The 20517-nt window shown below is 42.9% G+C and carries 13 protein-coding genes; 12 read left to right on the top strand and 1 reads right to left on the bottom strand.

Annotated elements, in window-relative coordinates; translation table 11 throughout:
- Nucleotides 1-63 precede the first annotated feature (63 nt).
- The 8 genes from P5V12_RS08140 (at nt 64) to P5V12_RS08175 (ending at nt 9480) form a co-directional block, all read left to right on the top strand.
- The gene (locus P5V12_RS08140; protein WP_316956854.1) at nt 64-402 is read left to right on the top strand and encodes a hypothetical protein; all 339 of its coding nucleotides are present in this window, start codon (nt 64-66) and stop codon (nt 400-402) included.
- A 127-nt stretch (nt 403-529) separates the two neighbouring features.
- Nucleotides 530-1063 (top strand): DUF411 domain-containing protein, encoded by a 534-nt coding sequence (locus P5V12_RS08145; protein WP_316956855.1) that lies wholly within the window; start codon nt 530-532, stop codon nt 1061-1063.
- Nucleotides 1063-2409: a TolC family protein gene (locus P5V12_RS08150; protein WP_316956856.1), complete on the top strand. Its 1347-nt coding sequence runs from the start codon at nt 1063-1065 to the stop codon at nt 2407-2409. Before P5V12_RS08145 ends, P5V12_RS08150 begins: the two co-directional genes overlap by 1 nt.
- Nucleotides 2396-3973, top strand: a complete 1578-nt coding sequence (locus tag P5V12_RS08155; RefSeq protein WP_316956857.1) for an efflux RND transporter periplasmic adaptor subunit — start codon at nt 2396-2398, stop codon at nt 3971-3973. Before P5V12_RS08150 ends, P5V12_RS08155 begins: the two co-directional genes overlap by 14 nt.
- A complete protein-coding gene (locus P5V12_RS08160; RefSeq protein WP_316956858.1) occupies nt 3966-7073 on the top strand; it encodes an efflux RND transporter permease subunit in 3108 nt (1035 codons plus the stop codon). The genes P5V12_RS08155 and P5V12_RS08160 overlap by 8 nt, the downstream gene beginning before the upstream one ends.
- Nucleotides 7074-7151: 78 nt before the next feature.
- A complete protein-coding gene (locus tag P5V12_RS08165; RefSeq protein WP_316956859.1) occupies nt 7152-7868 on the top strand; it encodes a 4'-phosphopantetheinyl transferase in 717 nt (238 codons plus the stop codon).
- Between the two features lie 470 nt (nt 7869-8338).
- The gene (locus tag P5V12_RS08170; RefSeq protein WP_316956860.1) at nt 8339-8617 is read left to right on the top strand and encodes a phosphopantetheine-binding protein; all 279 of its coding nucleotides are present in this window, start codon (nt 8339-8341) and stop codon (nt 8615-8617) included.
- 98 nt (nt 8618-8715) lie between these two features.
- Nucleotides 8716-9480, top strand: a complete 765-nt coding sequence (locus tag P5V12_RS08175; RefSeq protein WP_316956861.1) for a metallophosphoesterase — start codon at nt 8716-8718, stop codon at nt 9478-9480.
- A 99-nt stretch (nt 9481-9579) separates the two neighbouring features.
- On the opposite strand, the gene P5V12_RS08180 is transcribed toward P5V12_RS08175, so the two are convergent.
- A complete protein-coding gene (locus P5V12_RS08180) occupies nt 9580-10101 on the bottom strand; it encodes a DUF6622 family protein (protein ID WP_316956862.1) in 522 nt (173 codons plus the stop codon).
- Nucleotides 10102-10786: 685 nt separating this feature from the next.
- Between P5V12_RS08180 and P5V12_RS08185 the strand changes: the two genes are divergently transcribed.
- The 4 genes from P5V12_RS08185 (at nt 10787) to P5V12_RS08200 (ending at nt 20508) form a co-directional block, all read left to right on the top strand.
- Nucleotides 10787-17188: an SDR family NAD(P)-dependent oxidoreductase gene (locus tag P5V12_RS08185; protein ID WP_316956863.1), complete on the top strand. Its 6402-nt coding sequence runs from the start codon at nt 10787-10789 to the stop codon at nt 17186-17188.
- A gap of 127 nt (nt 17189-17315) precedes the next feature.
- Complete coding sequence (locus P5V12_RS08190; RefSeq protein ID WP_316956864.1) at nt 17316-17753, top strand: PaaI family thioesterase; 438 nt, start codon at nt 17316-17318, stop codon at nt 17751-17753.
- Nucleotides 17754-17766: 13 nt separating this feature from the next.
- Nucleotides 17767-18552, top strand: a complete 786-nt coding sequence (locus P5V12_RS08195; RefSeq protein ID WP_316956865.1) for a thioesterase II family protein — start codon at nt 17767-17769, stop codon at nt 18550-18552.
- 36 nt (nt 18553-18588) lie between these two features.
- Entirely contained in the window at nt 18589-20508 is a 1920-nt protein-coding gene (locus P5V12_RS08200; RefSeq protein ID WP_316956866.1) for a GH3 auxin-responsive promoter family protein, read from the top strand.
- Nucleotides 20509-20517: the final 9 nt, after the last annotated feature.

A 20517-nucleotide genomic window follows, 5' to 3' on the forward strand; every position in this document is an offset into this window, starting at 1 on the left:
AACTTTTCCTATAATCTAGTAGTCTGAGCCCTAGTTCTTGTAACCTCATAAACCGTTATCCCGATGAGATCCAGCAAAACCGCATACACCTTTATCCTTCTGCTGCTTTTTAGCCTGGTTACCCAGGTTTCTCTGGCGGCGGAGATGCCCTGTCAAATGGATAGCGGTGATATGGCGGCTATGCATCAGATGATGGTAGATCAAGCCGATGATGATGCAGTGGATAACTGCTGTGATGATGCTGGCGTATGCACAATGAAGGGCTGCTTGTCCCTGATTTCCGTTGTGTCATCTTCCAGGGAAAATGGTTTTAGCTGTAACAAAAGCAAAATTGATCTGTACCGTTTTTCCGATAACGAGTCTGACGCTTCCGCTCTCTTTCGTCCCCCCGTTTTTTGCTAACACACCCAAGTTGCGCCTGGGGTTTTTCCCTGAGCCGCTATAATTCTTTTTAAATCATATACTTAACTCTTCAAACGCTATTTTGCCCAGGGTTTATATTTCATAACCATGGGATTAGGGAGGCAGCGTGTTTATTCGCAAAGAAGTAAAACCTATGACTTGGTTAGGGTTCGTCATTCTTATTATTGGTATGGCGTCCGTAGTCACTATTTCCATTATTTCTTCATCACCAGAGGCAGGAAAATCAGAAGACGGAACCCAGATAACAGATATTACCGTCTACAAAAGTCCCACGTGTGGTTGTTGTGAGCTGTGGATTAATCACCTTAAAGATGCCGGCTTTACTGTGGGTACTCATCACCCTCAAGACCTGAATTTGTTCAAGTCGGAGCAGGGGGTGAGTAGCGACCTTTGGTCATGTCACACGGCAATAACCCAGTCTGGCTACATTTTTGAGGGCCATATCCCAGCCAAATTTATTCGTCAGTTTTTAGCCAATGTGCCCGAACATGCTAAAGGCTTGGCGGTGCCCAATATGCCGATGGGCAGCCCTGGTATGGAGTATGGAGACACCTTCTCTGCTTACACCATCTACCAGATAAACACTGACGGCAGTACTAAGGTGTATGCCGAAATTCATGCAGCTAAGGATCAGTATTAATGAAACGGCAGTATCTTTTTAGTGTGCCTTTGGTGTTTACCTGGCTGCTTACCGGTTTTGTTCATGCTGCTGAGGTGTTATCTCTTGAGCAGGCTGTTGCACGGGCGCAGGAAATCGACCCCTGGCTTCAACAAAGTGTTTTACTTGAACAATCGCAGAAAGCGGAGAGTGAATTCGTAAGTGCTTTGCCAGACCCGGTTGTCTCCGTGGGTGTTGCGAATTTACCTTTGGATAGTTTTGATTTTTCCCAGGAAGCGATGACTCAGGCAAAAATTGGCGTGGCTCAAATGTTTCCCCGTGGAGCGACTTTGCGCCTGCGGGAAGAAAAGCTGCAGCGAATGAGTCAGCAAGAACCCTTTAAACGGGAAGATCGCAAACAGAAAGTGAAGGTGACGGTTACACACCTTTGGCTGGAAGCATTTCGGGCGGCCAAATCGATTCAATTAATTGAAAAAGACCGCAGTTTGTTTGAGCACTTGGTGGATGTGGCTCAGTCCAGCTATTCCACAGCAATGGCAAATACTAAACAGCAGGATTTGGTGCGTGCTCAGTTAGAACTCACCCGTCTGGAAGACCGATTATTTCGTTTACACCAGCATCAGGATGAAAAAAAGGCGCGGTTAAAAGAGTGGTTATCTGCGGGGGAAGTCGGTGTAACAGGTGAGGTGTTTAAACTTACCGATCAACTACCAGAAATAGCTGTGTCGCAAAATTATAAATCCGTTTCAGCAACATCAGAAAATTCAAATCTGTTGGCACACTATATACAACAACATCCTGTACTGATGGGGTTGGATACGCAAATTGAGGCAAGTAGTACCGATATTGAACTTGCCCGACAAGCATACAAACCCCAATGGGGAATCAATGCCGGGTATGGGTATCGCGATACTGATCCGACAGGACAAGATAGGGCAGACTTCTTTTCTGTTGGTGTGTCTTTCGATATGCCTATTTTTTCCCGAAGTAAAAAGAGCAAAAAAGTAAAAGCTGCGCAAACAAAAACCGAATCCATCAAAACACAAAAAGCATTGCAGTTACGTCAGCTAGTCTCCGGTTTTGAATCGGCTCAGGCGAAGTTGCAACGAATGGAGCAAAGAAAAACATTGTATTCCGCTCGATTGCTGAAAGAAATGCACGAACAGGCTGAGGCCTCGCTCACGGCTTACACCAATGACGATGGTGATTTTTCCGAAGTGGTACGAGCACGAATTGCGGAACTGAATGCGCATATTGATGCGCTGAATATCGACGTGGATCGATTAAAAACCATTGCAGAACTCAATTATTTTTTGGCGGGGGCAGAGGCCGTGAATTACGCTGGAGAGCATGATGAAAAAAATTAATTCTATTTATATTGTTGGTGCCGTATGTCTGCTGTTGGGGCTTGCTGTCGGCACGAGTTTATTCTCAGGTAAAGATGAAACCTCCAGCGCATCGGGTACGGATCAAGAAAAAGAAATTCTTTATTGGGTTGCCCCTATGGATCCAAACTATAAGCGGGACAAACCGGGTAAATCGCCAATGGGCATGGATTTAATCCCTGTTTATGCTGGTGGTAACGATAGTGTCGATGAAGGCCCCGGCACCATTCAGATTAACCCCAGTGTGGTGAATAACCTTGGGGTGAGAAGTGTGCAGGCAAGGCGAGCACCATTAAATACGGAAATTCGTACTGTGGGTTACGTTAAGTACGACGAAGATCAACTCACACATATTCACCCGCGAGTAGAGGGGTGGATTGAAAAACTGTATGTCACGGCATCGGGTGATCCCGTGGATCTGGGGCAGGCCCTTTACACCTTGTATTCGCCACAGTTGGTGAATGCTCAGGAGGAGCTGATTCTGGCCCTGAATCGAAATAACCAGCGTCTTATTCAGGCGGCAGAGGATCGATTAAAAGCGCTGCAGCTTCCCAGTGCATTTATCAATACACTTAAGCGTAATCGTCAAGTGGAACAAAGTGTTACTTTTTATGCGCCTAAATCTGGTGTTGTGGATAATCTCAATATTCGAGAAGGTTTTTTTGTAAAACCCGGCACCACATTGATGTCCATTGGAACCCTGGATGAAGTGTGGGTTGAGGCAGAAGTTTTTGAACGGCAAACATCATTGCTTAACGTTGGTTTGCCGGTGACCATGACGCTGGATTATATCCCAGGTAAAGTATGGTCGGGAGAAGTGGGTTACGTGTATCCAACCCTGGATGAAAAAACCCGGACGGCTCGGGTTAGGTTGCGATTTAAAAATATCGATCACCAGTTAAAACCCAACATGTTTGCTCAAGTTGTCATTCATGCAAACAGTGTCGAAAACGCATTAATTGTTCCAAGAGAATCTGTGATTCGAACCGGTCGCCAGGATCGTGTGGTTTTAAATTTGGGGAAGGGTGCCTTTAAATCTGTCGAAGTTAAATTGGGGCGGTTAACCGAGGACTATGCTGAGATTCTTGCAGGATTAAATGACGGAGACAGCATTGTGTCTTCCGCTCAATTTTTGTTGGACTCGGAATCCAGTAAAACATCGGATTTTAAACGATTAAATAGTCAGGAAAATATGCCAAAGCAAGTGCGAGTACTTGCCGATTTAATCGATGTGATGCCAAACATGAGCATGATAAAAGCCAAACATGAATCCATTCCTGAATGGAATTGGCCGGAAATGACAATGAATTTTCTTGTATCCGATCAAGTGGATTTGTCAGTTTTATCCGCAGGGATGCATGCCCATATCACTATTGAAAAAAATACGGATGGTGATTATGTGATTCATAATGTTCATGTGATGTCTGGTGGGCAGGAAAGTATGTCTGACGAGCACATGAATCATGATACACACCAAATGAATCACGATATGCCGGATATGAACCATGATATGCAGAACATGAATCATGGAGGTCATCATGATTGAGCGTATCATTCTCTGGTCGATTCAGAACCGCTTTTTGGTATTACTTAGCACCATATTGTTGGTTGCATTGGGCTTATACTCAGTGCAGAAAACCCCCGTCGATGCACTGCCGGATTTATCAGACGTTCAGGTTATTATTAAAACCTCCTATCCAGGACAGGCACCGCAAGTGGTGGAGGATCAGGTTACCTACCCATTAACCACCGCAATGCTGTCGGTTCCTGGTGCGGTTACCGTGCGCGGTTATTCATTTTTTGGTGATTCCTATGTTTACGTCATTTTTGATGAAGACACGGATTTATATTGGGCAAGAAGCCGGGTGCTGGAATATCTGAGTCAGGTTGCTCCCTCGTTACCCTCGAACGCCAAACCGCAGTTAGGGCCGGACGCAACCGGAGTAGGCTGGATATATCTGTATGCTCTGGTGGATCGAACCGGCAACATGGATATCAGTGAACTCCGCAGCTTGCAGGACTGGTTTTTAAAATACGAATTACAAACCGTGCCTGGTGTATCGGAAGTGTCGGTGGTTGGCGGTATGGTCAAGCAGTATCAGGTTATTGTTAACCCGGAAAAACTGCGTGCATTTGGTATTCCGCTCGCTCATGTGCAAATGGCAATAAAGCGGGCCAACCAGGAAGTTGGGGCCTCGGTGGTCGAAATGGCCGAAGCGGAATATATGGTTCGCGCATCCGGTTATATTCAGAGTGAAAAAGATCTGGGAAATATTCCGTTAATCACCGATGTAAACGGTACGCCTGTGCTTTTGAAAGACATTGCTGATATTGGCACCGGGCCGCAAATGCGTCGCGGTATTGCTGAATTAAACGGTGAGGGCGAAACCGTTGGTGGTATTGTCATTATGCGCTTTGGCGAAAATGCACAAGAAACCATTAACGGAGTGAAAGAAAAACTGGAACAATTAAAAGATAGTTTACCGGAAGGCGTGGAGATTGTTCCAGTTTATGATCGGTCCGCACTTATCGAGCGAGCAGTCGATAACTTATGGCATAAGTTGCTGGAAGAATTTATTGTTGTTGCTCTAGTCTGTGTGGTTTTTCTTTTTCATGTTCGATCATCACTGGTGGCGATTATCAGCTTACCAGTCGGCATTCTTGCAGCATTTATTGTGATGCATATTCAGGGTATAAACGCCAACATCATGTCTCTCGGCGGCATCGCAATTGCCATCGGCGCAATGATCGATGGCGCAATCGTCATGATTGAAAATATGCACAAGCACATGGAAAAAACGCCGTTAACGGAAGAAAATCGCTGGAAAATAGTGGCCAAATCCGCAACCGAAGTTGGCCCTGCGCTGTTTTTTAGTTTGCTGATTATTACCGTCAGTTTTGTTCCGGTATTTAGTTTGGAATCGCAGGAGGGGCGAATGTTTTCCCCATTGGCTTTCACTAAAACCTACGCGATGGCGGCATCTGCGGCGTTGGCGGTGACATTGGTTCCGGTTCTGATGGGGTATTTTATTCGTGGTAATGTATTGCCTGAGCATAAAAACCCAATTAACCGAGTGGTTACCGCTATTTATGTTCCGCTGTTGAAAAAAGCCTTGGCTTATCCTAAAACAACGTTGCTCATTGCGGTTTTAGTCACCTTGTCAACATACTGGCCAATGGGCAAGATCGGCAGCGAGTTCATTCCACCTTTAGATGAAGGTGACTTGATGTATATGCCTACCACTTACCCAGGCATCTCCATCGGTAAAGCACGGGAACTTTTGCAGCAAACAGATAAATTAATTGCGACCGTACCTGAGGTGCAAAGTGTTTTTGGCAAAATAGGGCGAGCGGAAACAGCAACCGACCCGGCACCATTAACCATGATCGAAACCTTCATTCAATTAAAACCTCGAAATGAGTGGCGTGAAGGGGTGACTACGGAAAGCCTGAAAAAGGAACTGGATGGGTTGGTTAAATTACCCGGTGTCACCAACGCCTGGGTCATGCCCATTAAAACCCGCATCGATATGTTGGCAACAGGCATAAAAACCCCGGTGGGGATTAAAATAGCCGGACCCAGCCTGGATGTGATTCAAAATATCGGTCTGGATATTGAGAAAATTCTAAAAGATGTTCCTGGTACGGCATCTGTTTACTCTGAACGGGTTGCCGGAGGCCGCTATTTTAAAGTGGACATTGATCGGGAAAAAGCCGCCCGATTTGGTTTGAATATCGTTGATGTACAACAGGTTATTGCATCGGCAATCGGGGGGATGAATGTGACCCAAACCGTAGAAGGTTTGGAGCGTTACCCCGTGAATATTCGCTATCCGCAATCCTATCGTGATTCGCCCGAACAACTTGCTTTGTTGCCTATCGTGACCCAAACCGGACAGCGAATTGCGCTTGGTGATGTGGCGAATGTGTATATCGAAGATGGGCCGCCGGGAATAAAAAGCGAAAATGCTCGAATCAATGGTTGGGTATTTGTTGACATTGAAAATGTTGATATTGGCAGTTATGTCAATAATGCGCGGGAGGTAATTTCAGAACAATTGAATCTACCGGCAGGTTATTCAATAAACTGGTCTGGCCAATACGAATACATGCAGCGTGCCAAGGAAAAATTAAGTTACGTGGTGCCTTTGACACTCGCAATTATTGCGTTGTTACTTTATATGAACTTCAAAAGTGTTACCGAAGTGATTATTTTAATGGGTACGTTACCCTTTGCCGTGGTAGGCAGTATTTGGCTCATGTATTTAATGGGCTTTAACTTCTCCATTGCCGTGGGCGTTGGCTTTATTGCTTTGGCCGGCGTGGCGGTGGAAATCGGTGTGATTATGCTGGTCTACCTTAATCAGGAATGGAATCGACTGACGAGTAAAGGCACGCTGAATACGGAGGCGTTAAATCAGGCGGTTATTGCCGGTGCCGGGTTGCGTGTGCGACCGGTGATGATGACTTCCATATCGGTGATTATTGGTTTGCTGCCGATATTGTACGGTTCCGGTACGGGTGCCGAAGTGATGAGCCGAATAGCCGCGCCTATGGTTGGGGGCATGGTGAGTGCTATGCTTCTTACGCTGATGGTGTTACCGGTTATCTACTTTTTATGGAAAAAACGATACCTTCATAAGTAAAAACATAAGCCTGTTGTGCAACTGAGTTATCGTTTAAAATCCCCGATCTTTATATAGGCGTAAAAATCGGGGAAAATTGTGCAACAGGCTTTTATTCAACAGATGGAACAGCGCCAGTTCGATCAATATTATGAATGTGAAATTCACTACGATCTTCAACACTATCAGGATTCGCTATACGATGAGTATGGTGTATCGTTCCCCGAGAATTTAAGCAATGCAGTTGCAAAACGCAAAGCGGATTTTTTATGTGGTCGTATCGCGGCAAAATGCTGCCTTCAATTCGCTGGTTTGTTAAACCATGAATCAGTTGGTTTTACTCTTCCTGTGGGAAATCGCCGAGCGCCAATCTGGCCTGAGGGCGTAATCGGTTCAATAACACACACGGTGAAAATGGCCAGTGCCGTTGTTGCCAAATCCGCGCAATGCAAGGGCATAGGAATTGATATTGAGCATTGGGTCGAGGAAGAAACCTACCATAATATCAACAGCCACATACTGACAGATGCAGAACATGCATTGATGAATTCATCATCCTTTTCGAAAGAGCAAATCCTTACGCTTATTTTTTCTGCTAAAGAAGCGCTATTTAAAGCGCTTTACCCAAGTGTTAAGGTGTATTTTGATTTTTTGGATGCTGAGTTAACGCATTGGGACGAGGACTCGTCCATGCTCGTCTTTCACTTATTAAAAGATATTGGCGAAGAGACCGTTGTAAATGCCGGCACGGAATGTCGGGTGGAATATAAAATCAATAAAGACCATGCTAAAACAATAATGTGCTACTTTCGGTAAGTAAAATTAGACTCTTCTAATCTTAAGTCTCGTCATCAAAGTGACATGGTTATTTCTCTACAATGCCAGTTCCCCCGTAAAAATGACGCCTTTGTTTTTGTGTTTTTCTGTGTGACTAAATGCGCGCAGTAGTACGCGTTAGTGAATTCAATATGGTTTTGGTTTTACTGCAGTGGTTATGATGTCTGCAAGGATGGATACGAATTCATATTTACAATAAATATTTCATATAATTCATTGTGATGTATAGGGTGTCGAAGCAGGCTGTGTTTTATAAAAATGCATCGCTGATACGATAAAAAACTTGATGTGAAACACGTAATCACTCATTCTCACAGAATAGAGGATGAAATTTTCAAAACTGTGTTTTATAACAAGAAAGGCATCATAATTCTCGCCATCTTTTAATAATTTGTCATAGTTGCCAGTTAAAATCTGCAAGGTACTGTAGCCATAATAAGGAGGCTTTCATGGATAAGAGTGATATTTATAGTTTGGTTGAGTCGGCAATTAAGGAGGTTTCACCTTATGCTGCCGAGTTTCTTAAAAACAAGGAAAAGGACGTAGTAAAAGATACATACCTAATTGACCTTGGTATTAACTCAATTGATTATGCCGAAGTGGTGTCTATGGTTATGGGTAACCTTGAGATACAGCACTCTCTGGACATTTTTACCCGAACCAACCGCATAAACGACGTGATTCATATCTTGCATAATCTCTCATCTGAGCGCGCTGCAGTTGCTTAACACGCAGTCTTAAGATATAAAAAGCCATATATGCCGTAATTTGGCCATATATCCCTTATATGGGATATGTGGTTTTTAATCATTGTTTTTGAGTGTGTATGCGACTTTTTGCTTTTTCTGATATTCATATTGATTACCAATCCAACCTTCGATGGTTGCAGCAAATATCCAATAGTGAGTATGTTAACGACTGCGTCATTCTTGCTGGTGATGTTTCGGATTCCTTGTCCTTACTTGAGGAGTGCTTTTATCAACTGAGTAAAAAGTTTAACCGCATATTTTTTGTACCTGGCAACCATGATTTGTGGGTGTTAAAGGGGGAAGCAGATCACTCCATAGACAAGTTTCAAAAAGTGATCGCGCTTGCGGATCAATATCAGGTCCGTACCCGTCGAGAACGAGTGGGGCAAACAGATATTCTCCCTCTTTATGCCTGGTACGATATGAGTTTTGGTCAGCCATGCAATAATTTATATCAATCCTGGATGGACTTTCGGGCCTGTAAATGGCCAGAAGAACTGAATTGTCACAATAAAATCACAGAATTCTTTTTAGAACAAAATTGTGACTATTTAATGCCTTCCGCAGTAGATGTCATTTCCTTTTCTCATTTTTTGCCAAGGCTGGATATCATGCCGTCTTTTATTCCGAAAAAGCACCGAATGGTGTACCCGGTCCTAGGGTGCGAACGTCTAGATGCGCAACTTCGGCGGGCAGGATCGAAAATTCATATCTATGGGCACAGTCATGTGAACAGAAATGTCACCATTGGCGGTGTACGCTATATTAATAGCGCGTATGGTTATCCTGCTGAAACATCCATTTCCACCCGTTCACTCTTTTGTGTTAAGGATTCAATTTGATGGAAATTGGATGTGGTTGTGCTTAAGTAAGTTACCACCATAACCATAAGTTTCCATCACTTCATCCCGTCACTTTTCTGTAAGTAGATTGTCACCTTGTTAAGCTTCATTATCTACTATGTCAAATTCTTCAGACATATAGCGTCGTATAGTTTTGAGATAGTGCAGAATTCGAGAGAGAAAAACTGAGCAGAAAACACCATTTAACAGGGTGTAGGCACTTATATATGCTGTCGTTTTCAAAGTGTCTGGATACAAGGCTTGTATCGCACCCTGGATATATTTTGATGTAAAAATAGCCATAATAAGAATAAACGGAATAATGCTGCCAGGGATGAAAAACTTTCCAGTTATTTTACTGTAACTGATTTCCTTACTAAGAAAAAAACGATCATTAACAAACCAGGCAACAGCGAAGCCAACAGTCCAGAGTGTGATGGATTGCAGCCGCAGTTGAATAAGGTTGGTTGATTCGTAGGCAGAGTATAGAAACATGAGTACTGGAAATAAAAATGCCATCGCTATTGGTACGTTTCTATCTTTTCTTTGTTGCATACCTAAGAAAAAAAGCCCGATAAATAGTGGGTAAACCCAAATGGGTGTTTTGGTTATCAAGTCCATCTCGTTCGCCTTTTTAATATTGGTCAATCGTTTGTTTTCACTTCTTTGTGATAAATAACCTATCTGAAAAATAGTTGATTTTCGTCAAAAAAATAATGTGGTGACGTTTCTATTTAGTGATTTTCGCCTGTTTTTTGTGTGCTTATTTAAAGATTTTTCTCAGCTTAATTATAAATTGGTAAAAATAAAATAAAGTTTTAATTACCTTGGCGTGGCAAATATTTTTGAGTCGTTATTTTCTTTTTATTGTTTTATGAATAATTTAAGAAAGGATTTTTTTTCACTATTTTGTCACTTCTTGAAAAGTAAATTGCCGGTGAAAATTGAGTGATAGATATTACTCTATTTTTTTTGTAAATATAAGAGTTTGGTGAAATACAAAAAACTAAAAATAAAAAGTTCACCTATTTGTTGCTCGGTATTCTTTGTTCTAGATGAGAATTCTTATGTGTTTAATTGTGTGCAAGTGATTGCACAAGCGTTAATTAAGGGATTTTAATGAATTGATTTCTAGTTTATCTGTTTGTGCGGGTAATAGGTCTTATATCCGTATATCAAGAGTCATGTATTAGTTTTTGTTAATGCAAGACCTGACTTTTTCCGTATTAGTTTGTGTCAACCCAAAGACAATTGGTCTCGTGGCCGTAATGGAGATGGTTGTCTAAATGTCAAAAAAAGGACGATTATGAATATCCTAGCCTCAAAAAAACAAGTTGATATTGGTAGTGAAGAGATAGCAATTATTGGTATGGGATGTCGCTTTCCCAATGATATAACCTCACCCGAAGAGTTTTGGCGAAGTTTATTAAACCAAGTGGACGGGATATCGGATGTGCCTGTGAATAGGTGGGATATTCGCAAATACTACGATGAAGACAAAGAAAAACCTGGGAAAATGTACACAAAACAGGCGGGTTTTTTAAAGCAAAACCTGGAAACTTACGACCCGCTTTTCTTTGGCATTTCTCCCCGTGAAGCCGATGTCATAGACCCCATGCAGCGTCTACTCATGGAAGTTACCTGGGAAACAATGGAACATGCAGGAATACCGTTAGAGGAATTCCAGAAAGTAAAAACGGGTGTTTTTGTCGGCGGGTTTGCTCAGGATAACAAAGTTATTCAACTGGACTCTGAAAATCAAAAGATTATTAATGCTACCTCTGCGGTTGGAATAACTTTGGCTATGTTATCCAATCGTTTGTCCTACGTGTTCGATTTGACAGGGCCAAGTTTATCCATCGACACGGCATGTTCCAGCTCAATGGTGGCGACACATTATGCGATTCAAAGTTTAAGAAATGGCGATTGCGAAATGGCATTTGTCGGTGGCGCGAATGCGATGTTGACACCAGGGTATCCTGTTGCTATGTGTAAAGGTCAATTTTTATCACACCATAGTCGGTGTAAAGCTTTTTCAAATGAAGCTGCGGGTTATGTTCGTGCTGAAGGTGCCGGGGTACTGTTACTCAAACCACTGAGTAAAGCGTTGGAAGATGGTGACAGAGTTCACGGTGTTATTATTGAGTCGGGCGTTAACCAGGATGGTGGCCAAACAAATGGCATTTCCCAACCCAATGCAAAAGCGCAGGAAAAACTAATTCGTTATGTTTACGGTAAGGCCAATATCGCTCCCAGTGATGTGAGTTTTATTGAAGCACATGGGACCGGAACCAAGGCCGGCGATCCGATTGAGATTAAAGCGCTAACAGAATCCATGAAAGAAAGAAGCCTGGATAACACCTGTTATGTCGGTTCTGTAAAAAGTAATATCGGGCATATGGAAGCGGCCTCGGCCATGGCTGGTATTATGAAGGCGGCTCTGGTTGCAAAAACAAAGTCCATTCCGGCGAATTTACATTTTAATACACCAAATGAAGCCATTCCTTTCGATTCTATTCCGCTGCAGGTTCCCACTGAAACGATTCAACTGGACAAATCAAAAGTTCATTACATCGGTGTGAACTCTTTTGGCTATGGTGGCACCAATGGTCATGTCATTTTGCGTTCACCCAAGGAAAATGAAGACAGTATTTTTGTAAAAAAAGAAGGTGAAGTACGATCTCATTGGTTGGTGCCTGTTTCAGCTAAAAGTATGGATGCCTTACAAGCACTGGCAGAACGTTATCACGATTACGTGAGCTCCACTCCTGAATTTGTTATGGAGGATTTAATCTACTCGCTAAGTCGGCGGCGGACTCAGCTTGCTGAGCGAACAGTTTTTGTTGTCAAAGACAAGCAAGACTTATCACGTAAGTTGCTGGATTATTCAAAAAGTAATTTTAATGAAGATATGGTGGAAGCCAAGGCGCACCAGTCTGGAACGAAATTGTGTTTTGTTTATACCGGGATGGGGCCCCAGTGGTGGGCAATGGGTAGAGAGCTTTATGCCTCCGAACCGGTGTTCAAAGCGGAAGTTGATAAAATTGAATCCGTATTTAAAAAGGTAAATGGTTGGTCAATTCTGGATGAGATGATGAAGCCGGAAGACGAATCCAATATGGCATCTACAACCATTGCTCAGCCCGCAAATTTTGTCATTCAAGCAGCCTTGACCCGGTTGCTAGAGTACTGGGGCGTAACGCCAAATTGTGTTATCGGACACAGTGTCGGTGAGGTTTCCTCGGCTTATATCTCCGGTGCAATCTCTCTGGAAGATGCTGTATTGGTAAGCTGCATTCGCAGTCAGCAACAACAACGATGTGCCAACATGGGTGGCGGTATGCTCGCCGTCGGTATGGCAGAAAAAGAAGCATTAGCCCTAATTAAAAATTACCCTAATGTGGCTATTGCGGCAATCAACTCCCTGTCCGCAGTCACCTTGTCGGGGGACAGCAGTGAACTGGAGTTGATTGCTACAGAGTTAACCCATCAGGAAATCTTTAATCGTTTCCTTCGCGTCGATATTGCCTACCATTCGAGTCAAATGGATCCCATCATGGCTGATCTGTTGGCGGAACTCAGTTCACTTAAACCAAATTCAACGCACCTGCCACTATACTCAACCGTGACCGGTGAGTTAATCGATGGAGAGGCGGTCGATGGAGAATACTGGTGTAAAAATGTCCGAGAACCTGTAAGGTTTGCTCAGGGAATCAAATCAGTTACCGATTCTGGTGACTATCATTTTATTGAAATAGGGCCGCATCCAGTACTACGAGCATCGATTAAAGAATTTTTGGATCATCACGGTATTACCGGTTCTTCAATTGTTTCCACGTTAAATCGAAAACTTCCGGAGCTGGACTGCTTTTATCGAACGTTGGCGGGGCTACACGCTAACGGTATCGAAATTTTCTGGGAAAACTATTTCGATCACAATCCCCAGTTTCTTGATTTGCCACTTTACCCCTGGCAACGGGAACACTATTGGCACGAAACGGAAACCTCTATGGAGAAGCGTCTCGGGCGTGCGGGTTATGTTTACCTCAACGAACAGGTCAGATCTCCTGTTCCAACCTGGAAAATGGAGGTCAATAAATACTTATTGCCCTATCTGGAAGACCATAAAGTTGAAGGTCTGGTGGTATTCCCTGGAGCAGGTTATATCGATGTTGCTTTGGTCATGCACGATGAACAATATCAGAGTACTGCATGTTCAATCGAAAATTTTGCCATACATAAAATGCTTGCTGTTCAGCCTGGACAAGTGCCCGTTATGCGTTCCTCGTTAGATAGAGAAAGCAATGAATTTCGCATCTACAGTTCTGATGAAGGAAGCATATCGGATAACTGGAATTTACATGTGTCGGGCAGGGTGATCGATGGAAAATTCCACTCGACTTCTCCGGTTGTGAACATTGTTGATATTAAAACAAAGGTTAGCCAAGCGTTAGATACGCAGAAATTTTATGAAAATATGCAGGCACGAGGTCTGTCCTATGGCCATTATTTTCAACCGATTAAATCCTTGTTTGTAAACTCCGATTGTGTTTTGGCCGAAATTATTCCTGTTCAGGAACTCGACTCTCAGCCTAAAGACTACTTGCTTCATCCAACGATTCTTGACGCCAGCTTTCAATCACTTATTACCTTAATAAATAGCAACCAAGCGTTTGTTCCGGTTGGTTTTGAGCGATTGGATTTTTATCGGGCACCTGAAGGGCGTTGTTGGAGTTATGGCGAGATCACCCATAGGGCAGGAAATAGCATAACGTGTCGGGTACAGTTATTTAATGAACAGGGAGAAACCCTGGCAGAAATAAAAAATCTCACCTGCCAGAGCATAGGCCAGAATAGTCAACAGGATGAAGAACAAAAATGGTTGTACGGCTTTGAATGGCAAGCCAGTGAAATTGATTTTAGCGATCCAAGTTTGAAAAACAATCAACAAATATTGGTCTTGGCAAATGATAATTCGTTGACCGAATCTCTGGTTTCAGAGTTAGAGTATGCCTCGCTGAATTATGCTGTGTTATATCGTGGTGCCAAGTATCGGAAAATCGACCTTAATACCATCATAGTGGATCCGCTGAATGTGCAGCAACTTGAGAAAGCGATTGCCGAATTCGATTATATTAAAATTAATACCGTGATTGACCTATGGTCTTGTGAGTCTTTTGCTGAGGTCGATGCGACAACCGATTATCTTACTGAACAAAGCATGTCGTTAAGAAATATGTTAGATGTGTTGAAATCTCAGACACAAAAAATTAATTGGTTGAAGTTTACCCGTGGCGCGCAATCTATGTCGAGTTCAACTCAGCAGCAAAATATTGCCGTTGCGCCATTGCTTGGACTTGGGCCTTTGGTTATCAATGAGTTTAACCACATTTTATGCCGAATGATTGACTTTGATTTTGATCACGGAGGCAATGAACCGGACATCATTCTCAGTGAACTGGCTGACAAATCAAATGAAACGGAAGTGGTTTATCGGGATGGAGCGCGATATCTACGCAAAGTTACCCGTCGTCACGCGGATACCAGCCCATATACGATAATTGAATCCTCTACCTCCACACCAGCAGTTGCGCGAGAAGTAAAACGTGACGGTGTTGCCACTCTTGAACTTTATGACCAGCCCAAGCTTTCAGTGAAGAAAGGACAAGTTGAAATCGCCGTTAAGGCATCATTATTGAATGATAACCAACTCTCTCTGATTAACCAGATGAAAGATGCTGCGTTACCGTTATTTTCAGATAAGCAACTTGCCTACGAGTGTGAGGGTGTAGTCGTGGCCGTTGGTGAGAGCAGTCAATTTAAGGTGGGTGACAGGGTCGTCGCAATATCCGGTGTTGAAGCTGCGCAAACTAATCTTGTCATTTGGCAGAACTATGTCGCGTTAAAACCTGCTGGTATTCATTCATTTAATCCGCTTTGGTCTACCTGTGCTTTTTATTGTTTAAACAATTTGGGGCAGCTAGGTCAGGGCGACGACATCCTTATCCACAATGCAGATAGCTATTTGGGAATGTACTTAATTGATTTCGCAGTCAATATGGGGGCAAACGTTCATGTAACGACTGTGGATGAATCAAATAAAAATCTACTGGAAAACAAACATCTTGGTGGCGTCTACGATTTAGATAGTCTGGAGTATGTGGAGAAGCTGCTCGATAGTACGCACCGGAAAGGTGTGAGGCTTGTGGTCAACTTGGCGTCAGGTTCGCTTAGGCATAACGTATTCAAAGTGCTCAGCCCATTTGGACGATTTATTGACCTGGATGTTGTGGCAAACAACGCAAACAAAACCATACCTGAGTCCGTACTGGCTAAACAGCTCAATTACCATTCTGTCAATCTCGGTCAATGGTTGGCTTCACAGCCGGATTCTGTTCATGAATGTCTTACAAGTTCGGTGTCGCTATGTGAAAACAACAATCTGAATGTGCTTATGCAATCACCGTATGATGCCAGTAACGTGAATGATGCCTACGAATATTTTCAGGATGGCAGAGCACGCGCTGAAGTGGTGCGTATTGAATATTCAGATAAACGCATTCCGGTAAATGTCGTTAAGCGCCATACCTGGCTACCGCGAAATGGTAGTTTTATTGTGACGGGCGGTACTCGTGGCTTTGGTTTATCTGTTGCATTGCGGTTAGCTGAATTGGGTGCTGAGCAATTAATACTGGTCAGTCGCAGTGGTATACCTGGTGATTCTGAAGAAAAAATTATTGATCAGATCGAACAAACAGGTTGTAAGGTGATTGTCGAGAAAACAGATATTTGTGACCAAGACTCGGTTGCGAATCTTGTCGCCTCATACGATCAAGTGGCTGCACCTATAAAAGGCATATTCCATTGCGCGGGTGTTCTGGATGATGGCCCGTTACTTAGTATGACTGCTGAACGCTTTAATAAAGTGATCAAACCTAAAGTGAAAGGTGCATGGAACCTGCACTATGCGACACAAAGTCTCAAGCATTCTGAGTTGGCACTGTTTGTCATGTTTTCTTCTGTGTCTTCGATGATGGGTAACCAACAGCAGGCTAACTACGTTGTTGCAAACTCATTTTTTGATAACTTTGCTTTCTACCGACGTGCATTGGGGTTACCGTCTACCGTCATTAATTGGGGTGCACTTTCTGAAACCGGTATGGTGGCGAGAGATGCTGGCGTGAAAACCGTATTGGAAGAGCAGGGCATATTTGGTATTGCCAACGACTATGCGTTACAGCAAATGGAAAACGCGCTGGAACAGCAGCTTACCCAGGTAGGCATTTTGGATATCAACTGGAATGCGTGGTTTAAGTCCAATCCCAATTCCAAAAACTCACCGCGTTATCAATATCTAATTGAAGGGCTGGCTACGGAAGGCGAAGAAGAAGGGCTCAATGAGTTTTTAATCTCATTAAAAGAGCTGTCGATTCAGGAGCGCCAGTCGTCCATTGAAAATGTCATTAAAGAAAAAATTTCCCAGTTGTTACGCATGCCGATGGATCGGATTGATTCCGGTAGTAGTTTGACTAATTTGGGGGTTGATTCAATTGTTACTGGTGAACTCAGTGGTAAATTGAAAAAAGATTACGGTTTAAGTGTCAACAGCATGACACTACTGAATAGCCCATCTATCTCGGCTTTATCTTTCGAGTTGGTTCGAATGAACTTCACTGAAGAAGATGAAATGGAAGCTGAACCCACCTGATTCTTTGATATTTAGCATCTAATGCAGAGCTAGGCGTCTACGACAAATATCGTAGATGCCTGGCTTGGGGGTTTTTGATTTTTATATTTAACCGATATTCAAATGAACATAAGAAGGAGCGATGAATATGAACGTGAGTGATATGAACGGTTTACAATTAATGAAAGCCATGGCGAACAGAGAAATTCCTTTGCCCAATATTGCGAACATTGTTCCCATGCTGGATGGACAAGCCGCCCGAGGAAAAATGTCAATTCGTGTGCGTGCCAATGAAAATCATCTTAATAGTCAGAATGCCGTCCACGGTGGATTTGCGTCAACGGTACTGGACACCGCGATGGCGTGTGCGGTGCATACCATGCTTAATTCCAATTCGGGTGTCTGTACGATTGATCTCAGCCTTAAATATGTGAAGCCTATTCCTGTAGATATGGATCTTTACGCGGAAGGTCAGGTTGATGAAATGACTGCACAAATAGGGTTTGCCAGCGGTCGATTACGTGATGACGACGGTAATATATACGTTACTGCGTCGACATCATGCATGTTACTTAAAAGTAATTGAATGAAGTGATGCTATGTACGATCTAATCGACCCTTATGATGAGTTGCATTCCGAGAGCACAATCGTAGAGACAAATTCGCCCTGGTTGAAAATATATGAACCGAGAAAAAATGCGAGAGTACGCTTGTATTGTTTCTCGCATATTGGTGGAGGCGCATCAACCTATAAAGACTGGCATCGTCATTTGACTGATAATATCGAGGTGGCGGCCATTCAACTTCCCGGACGAGAAGATAGAAGCAATGACCGATTGTGTCAGTCAGTTGATGATGTGCTTCTGAATATTGTGCCGTTTATTTTTCAGGATGCCAGACCGTTCATTTTATTTGGTCATAGTTTTGGCAGTGTTTTGGCGTACTCTCTGCAGCAGGAGCTGGAGAATTACGAATTACCTTCATTAGGCTTGATTGTCTCAGCAAAGTCAGCTCCCCACGTTTCCAGACAAAAAAAACGTTCTAGCTTGCCCAGAATTCAACTTATTCAAGAGTTAAAACGAATGGGGGGTACACCTGAGTCGATTTTTAACGATTCGGCGTTGTTAGATCGGGCTATGAAAACCATAAGAGCCGATTTCAGTGTGCTGGAAAGTGCTCAAAACATGGTGAAGCCAATAAAAATCAATAGCCCCATTGCTGCGATCAGTGCTGAACAGGATAGCTTGGTTAGTTTTGAAAGCATTAGTGCCTGGCGAGACTACACGCAATTATCGTTTGAATTACACAGTGTTAAAGGTGACCACTTTTATATTCATTCACCACCGGAAAGCATTTTTTCGATTGTGAGTCAGTTTGCGGATTGAATACAGCGAGAAAAAACATTATTGAGGATACATTTTATGGAAAAGAATTCGATAATAATTGATAAGCCTGAATCTTCGATGTTTGATGAGCGTCAGAGTGAAGTTGTTTTACCAGAAGGGTATAGCACAGGATATAAATTCAGAAGATTAATATCTCAAGTGCTGTTTGCTGCAAAATCTGGATGTATGTACGGAGTAATTTTGTTGATGGAGTTATTTAGAGCGCCTTCTGCTTTGATGAAAGGCGAAATGCGGGGTTATATCTCTGGTTTTTTTCAGCGTTATCGGCAAGCGACCACTTTTGTGATTGGTGGAGAACGTTTATTTTCCGAGTTGATGTTGGTATCTAAACACCCCATGGAAACCCAACTGAATTTGTTAAAGCAGATTATCACCGAGAACAGTTGTGCCCAATATGGAAAAGATCATAACTTTAGCGGGATAAAAACTGTTGAACAGTATCGCAATGAAGTTCCGATAAATAGCTACGAAAATCTAATGCCGTATATTGAAGCGCATCTTCAGGGTAAAGCGGATTCGCTTATCGCAGGAAGCCCTTGTTATTACGCCACAACCAGCGGTTCCACCGGTAAACCAAAGTTTATTCCCGTTACCCGTCAAATTGAAAAAGATGCGCATGAAGGCAGTGCGCGGCTCTGGTCTTATTCATTGTATAAGAATGAGTCCAAATCCTATTCCGGACAAATTGTTGTGATTGTTTCGCCTGCGGTGGAGGGGTATACCGAAGGGGGCGTGCCCTTTGGTTCAATATCTGGCCAGTATATAAAGAACCTCAATGAAAATATTCGTTCAAAATATGCGGTTCCCTATGAACTGTATGAAGTTAAGGATTACGAAACCCGCTACTACTGTATTTTGCTATTAGGTATGGCTGCTGAAAATGTCACCATGCTCTCGTCAACTAATCCTTCAACACTTAGCTTGCTTGGCGAGAAAGGTAACCAGCATCGTGATGAATTAATTGAAGATATTCGATATGGAAGACTGAATGCCAGGTGGCAGTTGGAACCGCATATTCGACAATTGGTGGAATCACGCTTAACGCCAAATCCTGAGCGGGCGGATTATCTGCTTTCCTGTATCGAAAAAGACCCGGATTCTTTGTTAAGACCAAAACACTACTGGCGTGACTTGGTTGTCGTGGCGTGTTGGACCGGGGGGAATTCTCAGGTATTCCTTGACCGTATGCACCAATGGTATGGCCAGGTCAATATCAAAGACCTTGGTTACCTGGCTTCAGAAATTCGTGGCTCTGTGCCTCTGGATATTAATAAAAGTGAGGGTGTGCTAACCGTTGATGAAAACTTCTTTGAATTTGTTGAAGAGGGAGAGAGCACCTTATACAACGAAAACTATAAATTAATCAATCAGCTGGAAGTGGGAAAACGTTATCGATTATTTTTCACAAATCGAGGCGGGCTATATCGCTACGATATTAACGACATTATACAGGTCAAAGGCTTTTTTAATGGCATACCAAAAATAGATTTTATTCAAAAAGGAAAAGGCGTCACCAGTATTACTGGAGAAAAACTATACGAACAGCAAGTGTTGGATGTCATGAATAGGGCGGCGGAAGCGGTGGGCGTCAAAGTGGTGTACTTCCAAATGCAGGCGAGAGTTGAGTTGAGCCGTTACGACCTTTTCTGTGAATTTGAACGGCCGGTAGTAAATGAAGATATAACGCTTCGAGAATTTATTGAAACAGTCGAGTTGTTTATGCGGGAAATGAATCTCGAGTATAAAACCAAGAGAGATTCTTTGCGATTGAGTCCTATGCAGCTACATGTTCTTGGCGAAAATTCATTTGAGTCTTTCAGAAAATGGCGTGTTGAAAATGGTGTGCGTGAGGCTCAAATAAAAAATGTACCTCTTTCGTCAGATATCAGTTTGGTAGAACCTTTATCAGTAACAAAAATAATTGAAATTAAATAAGGATGTCAC

The sequence above is a fragment of the Teredinibacter sp. KSP-S5-2 genome (assembly GCF_032773895.1).
Classification (GTDB): domain Bacteria; phylum Pseudomonadota; class Gammaproteobacteria; order Pseudomonadales; family Cellvibrionaceae.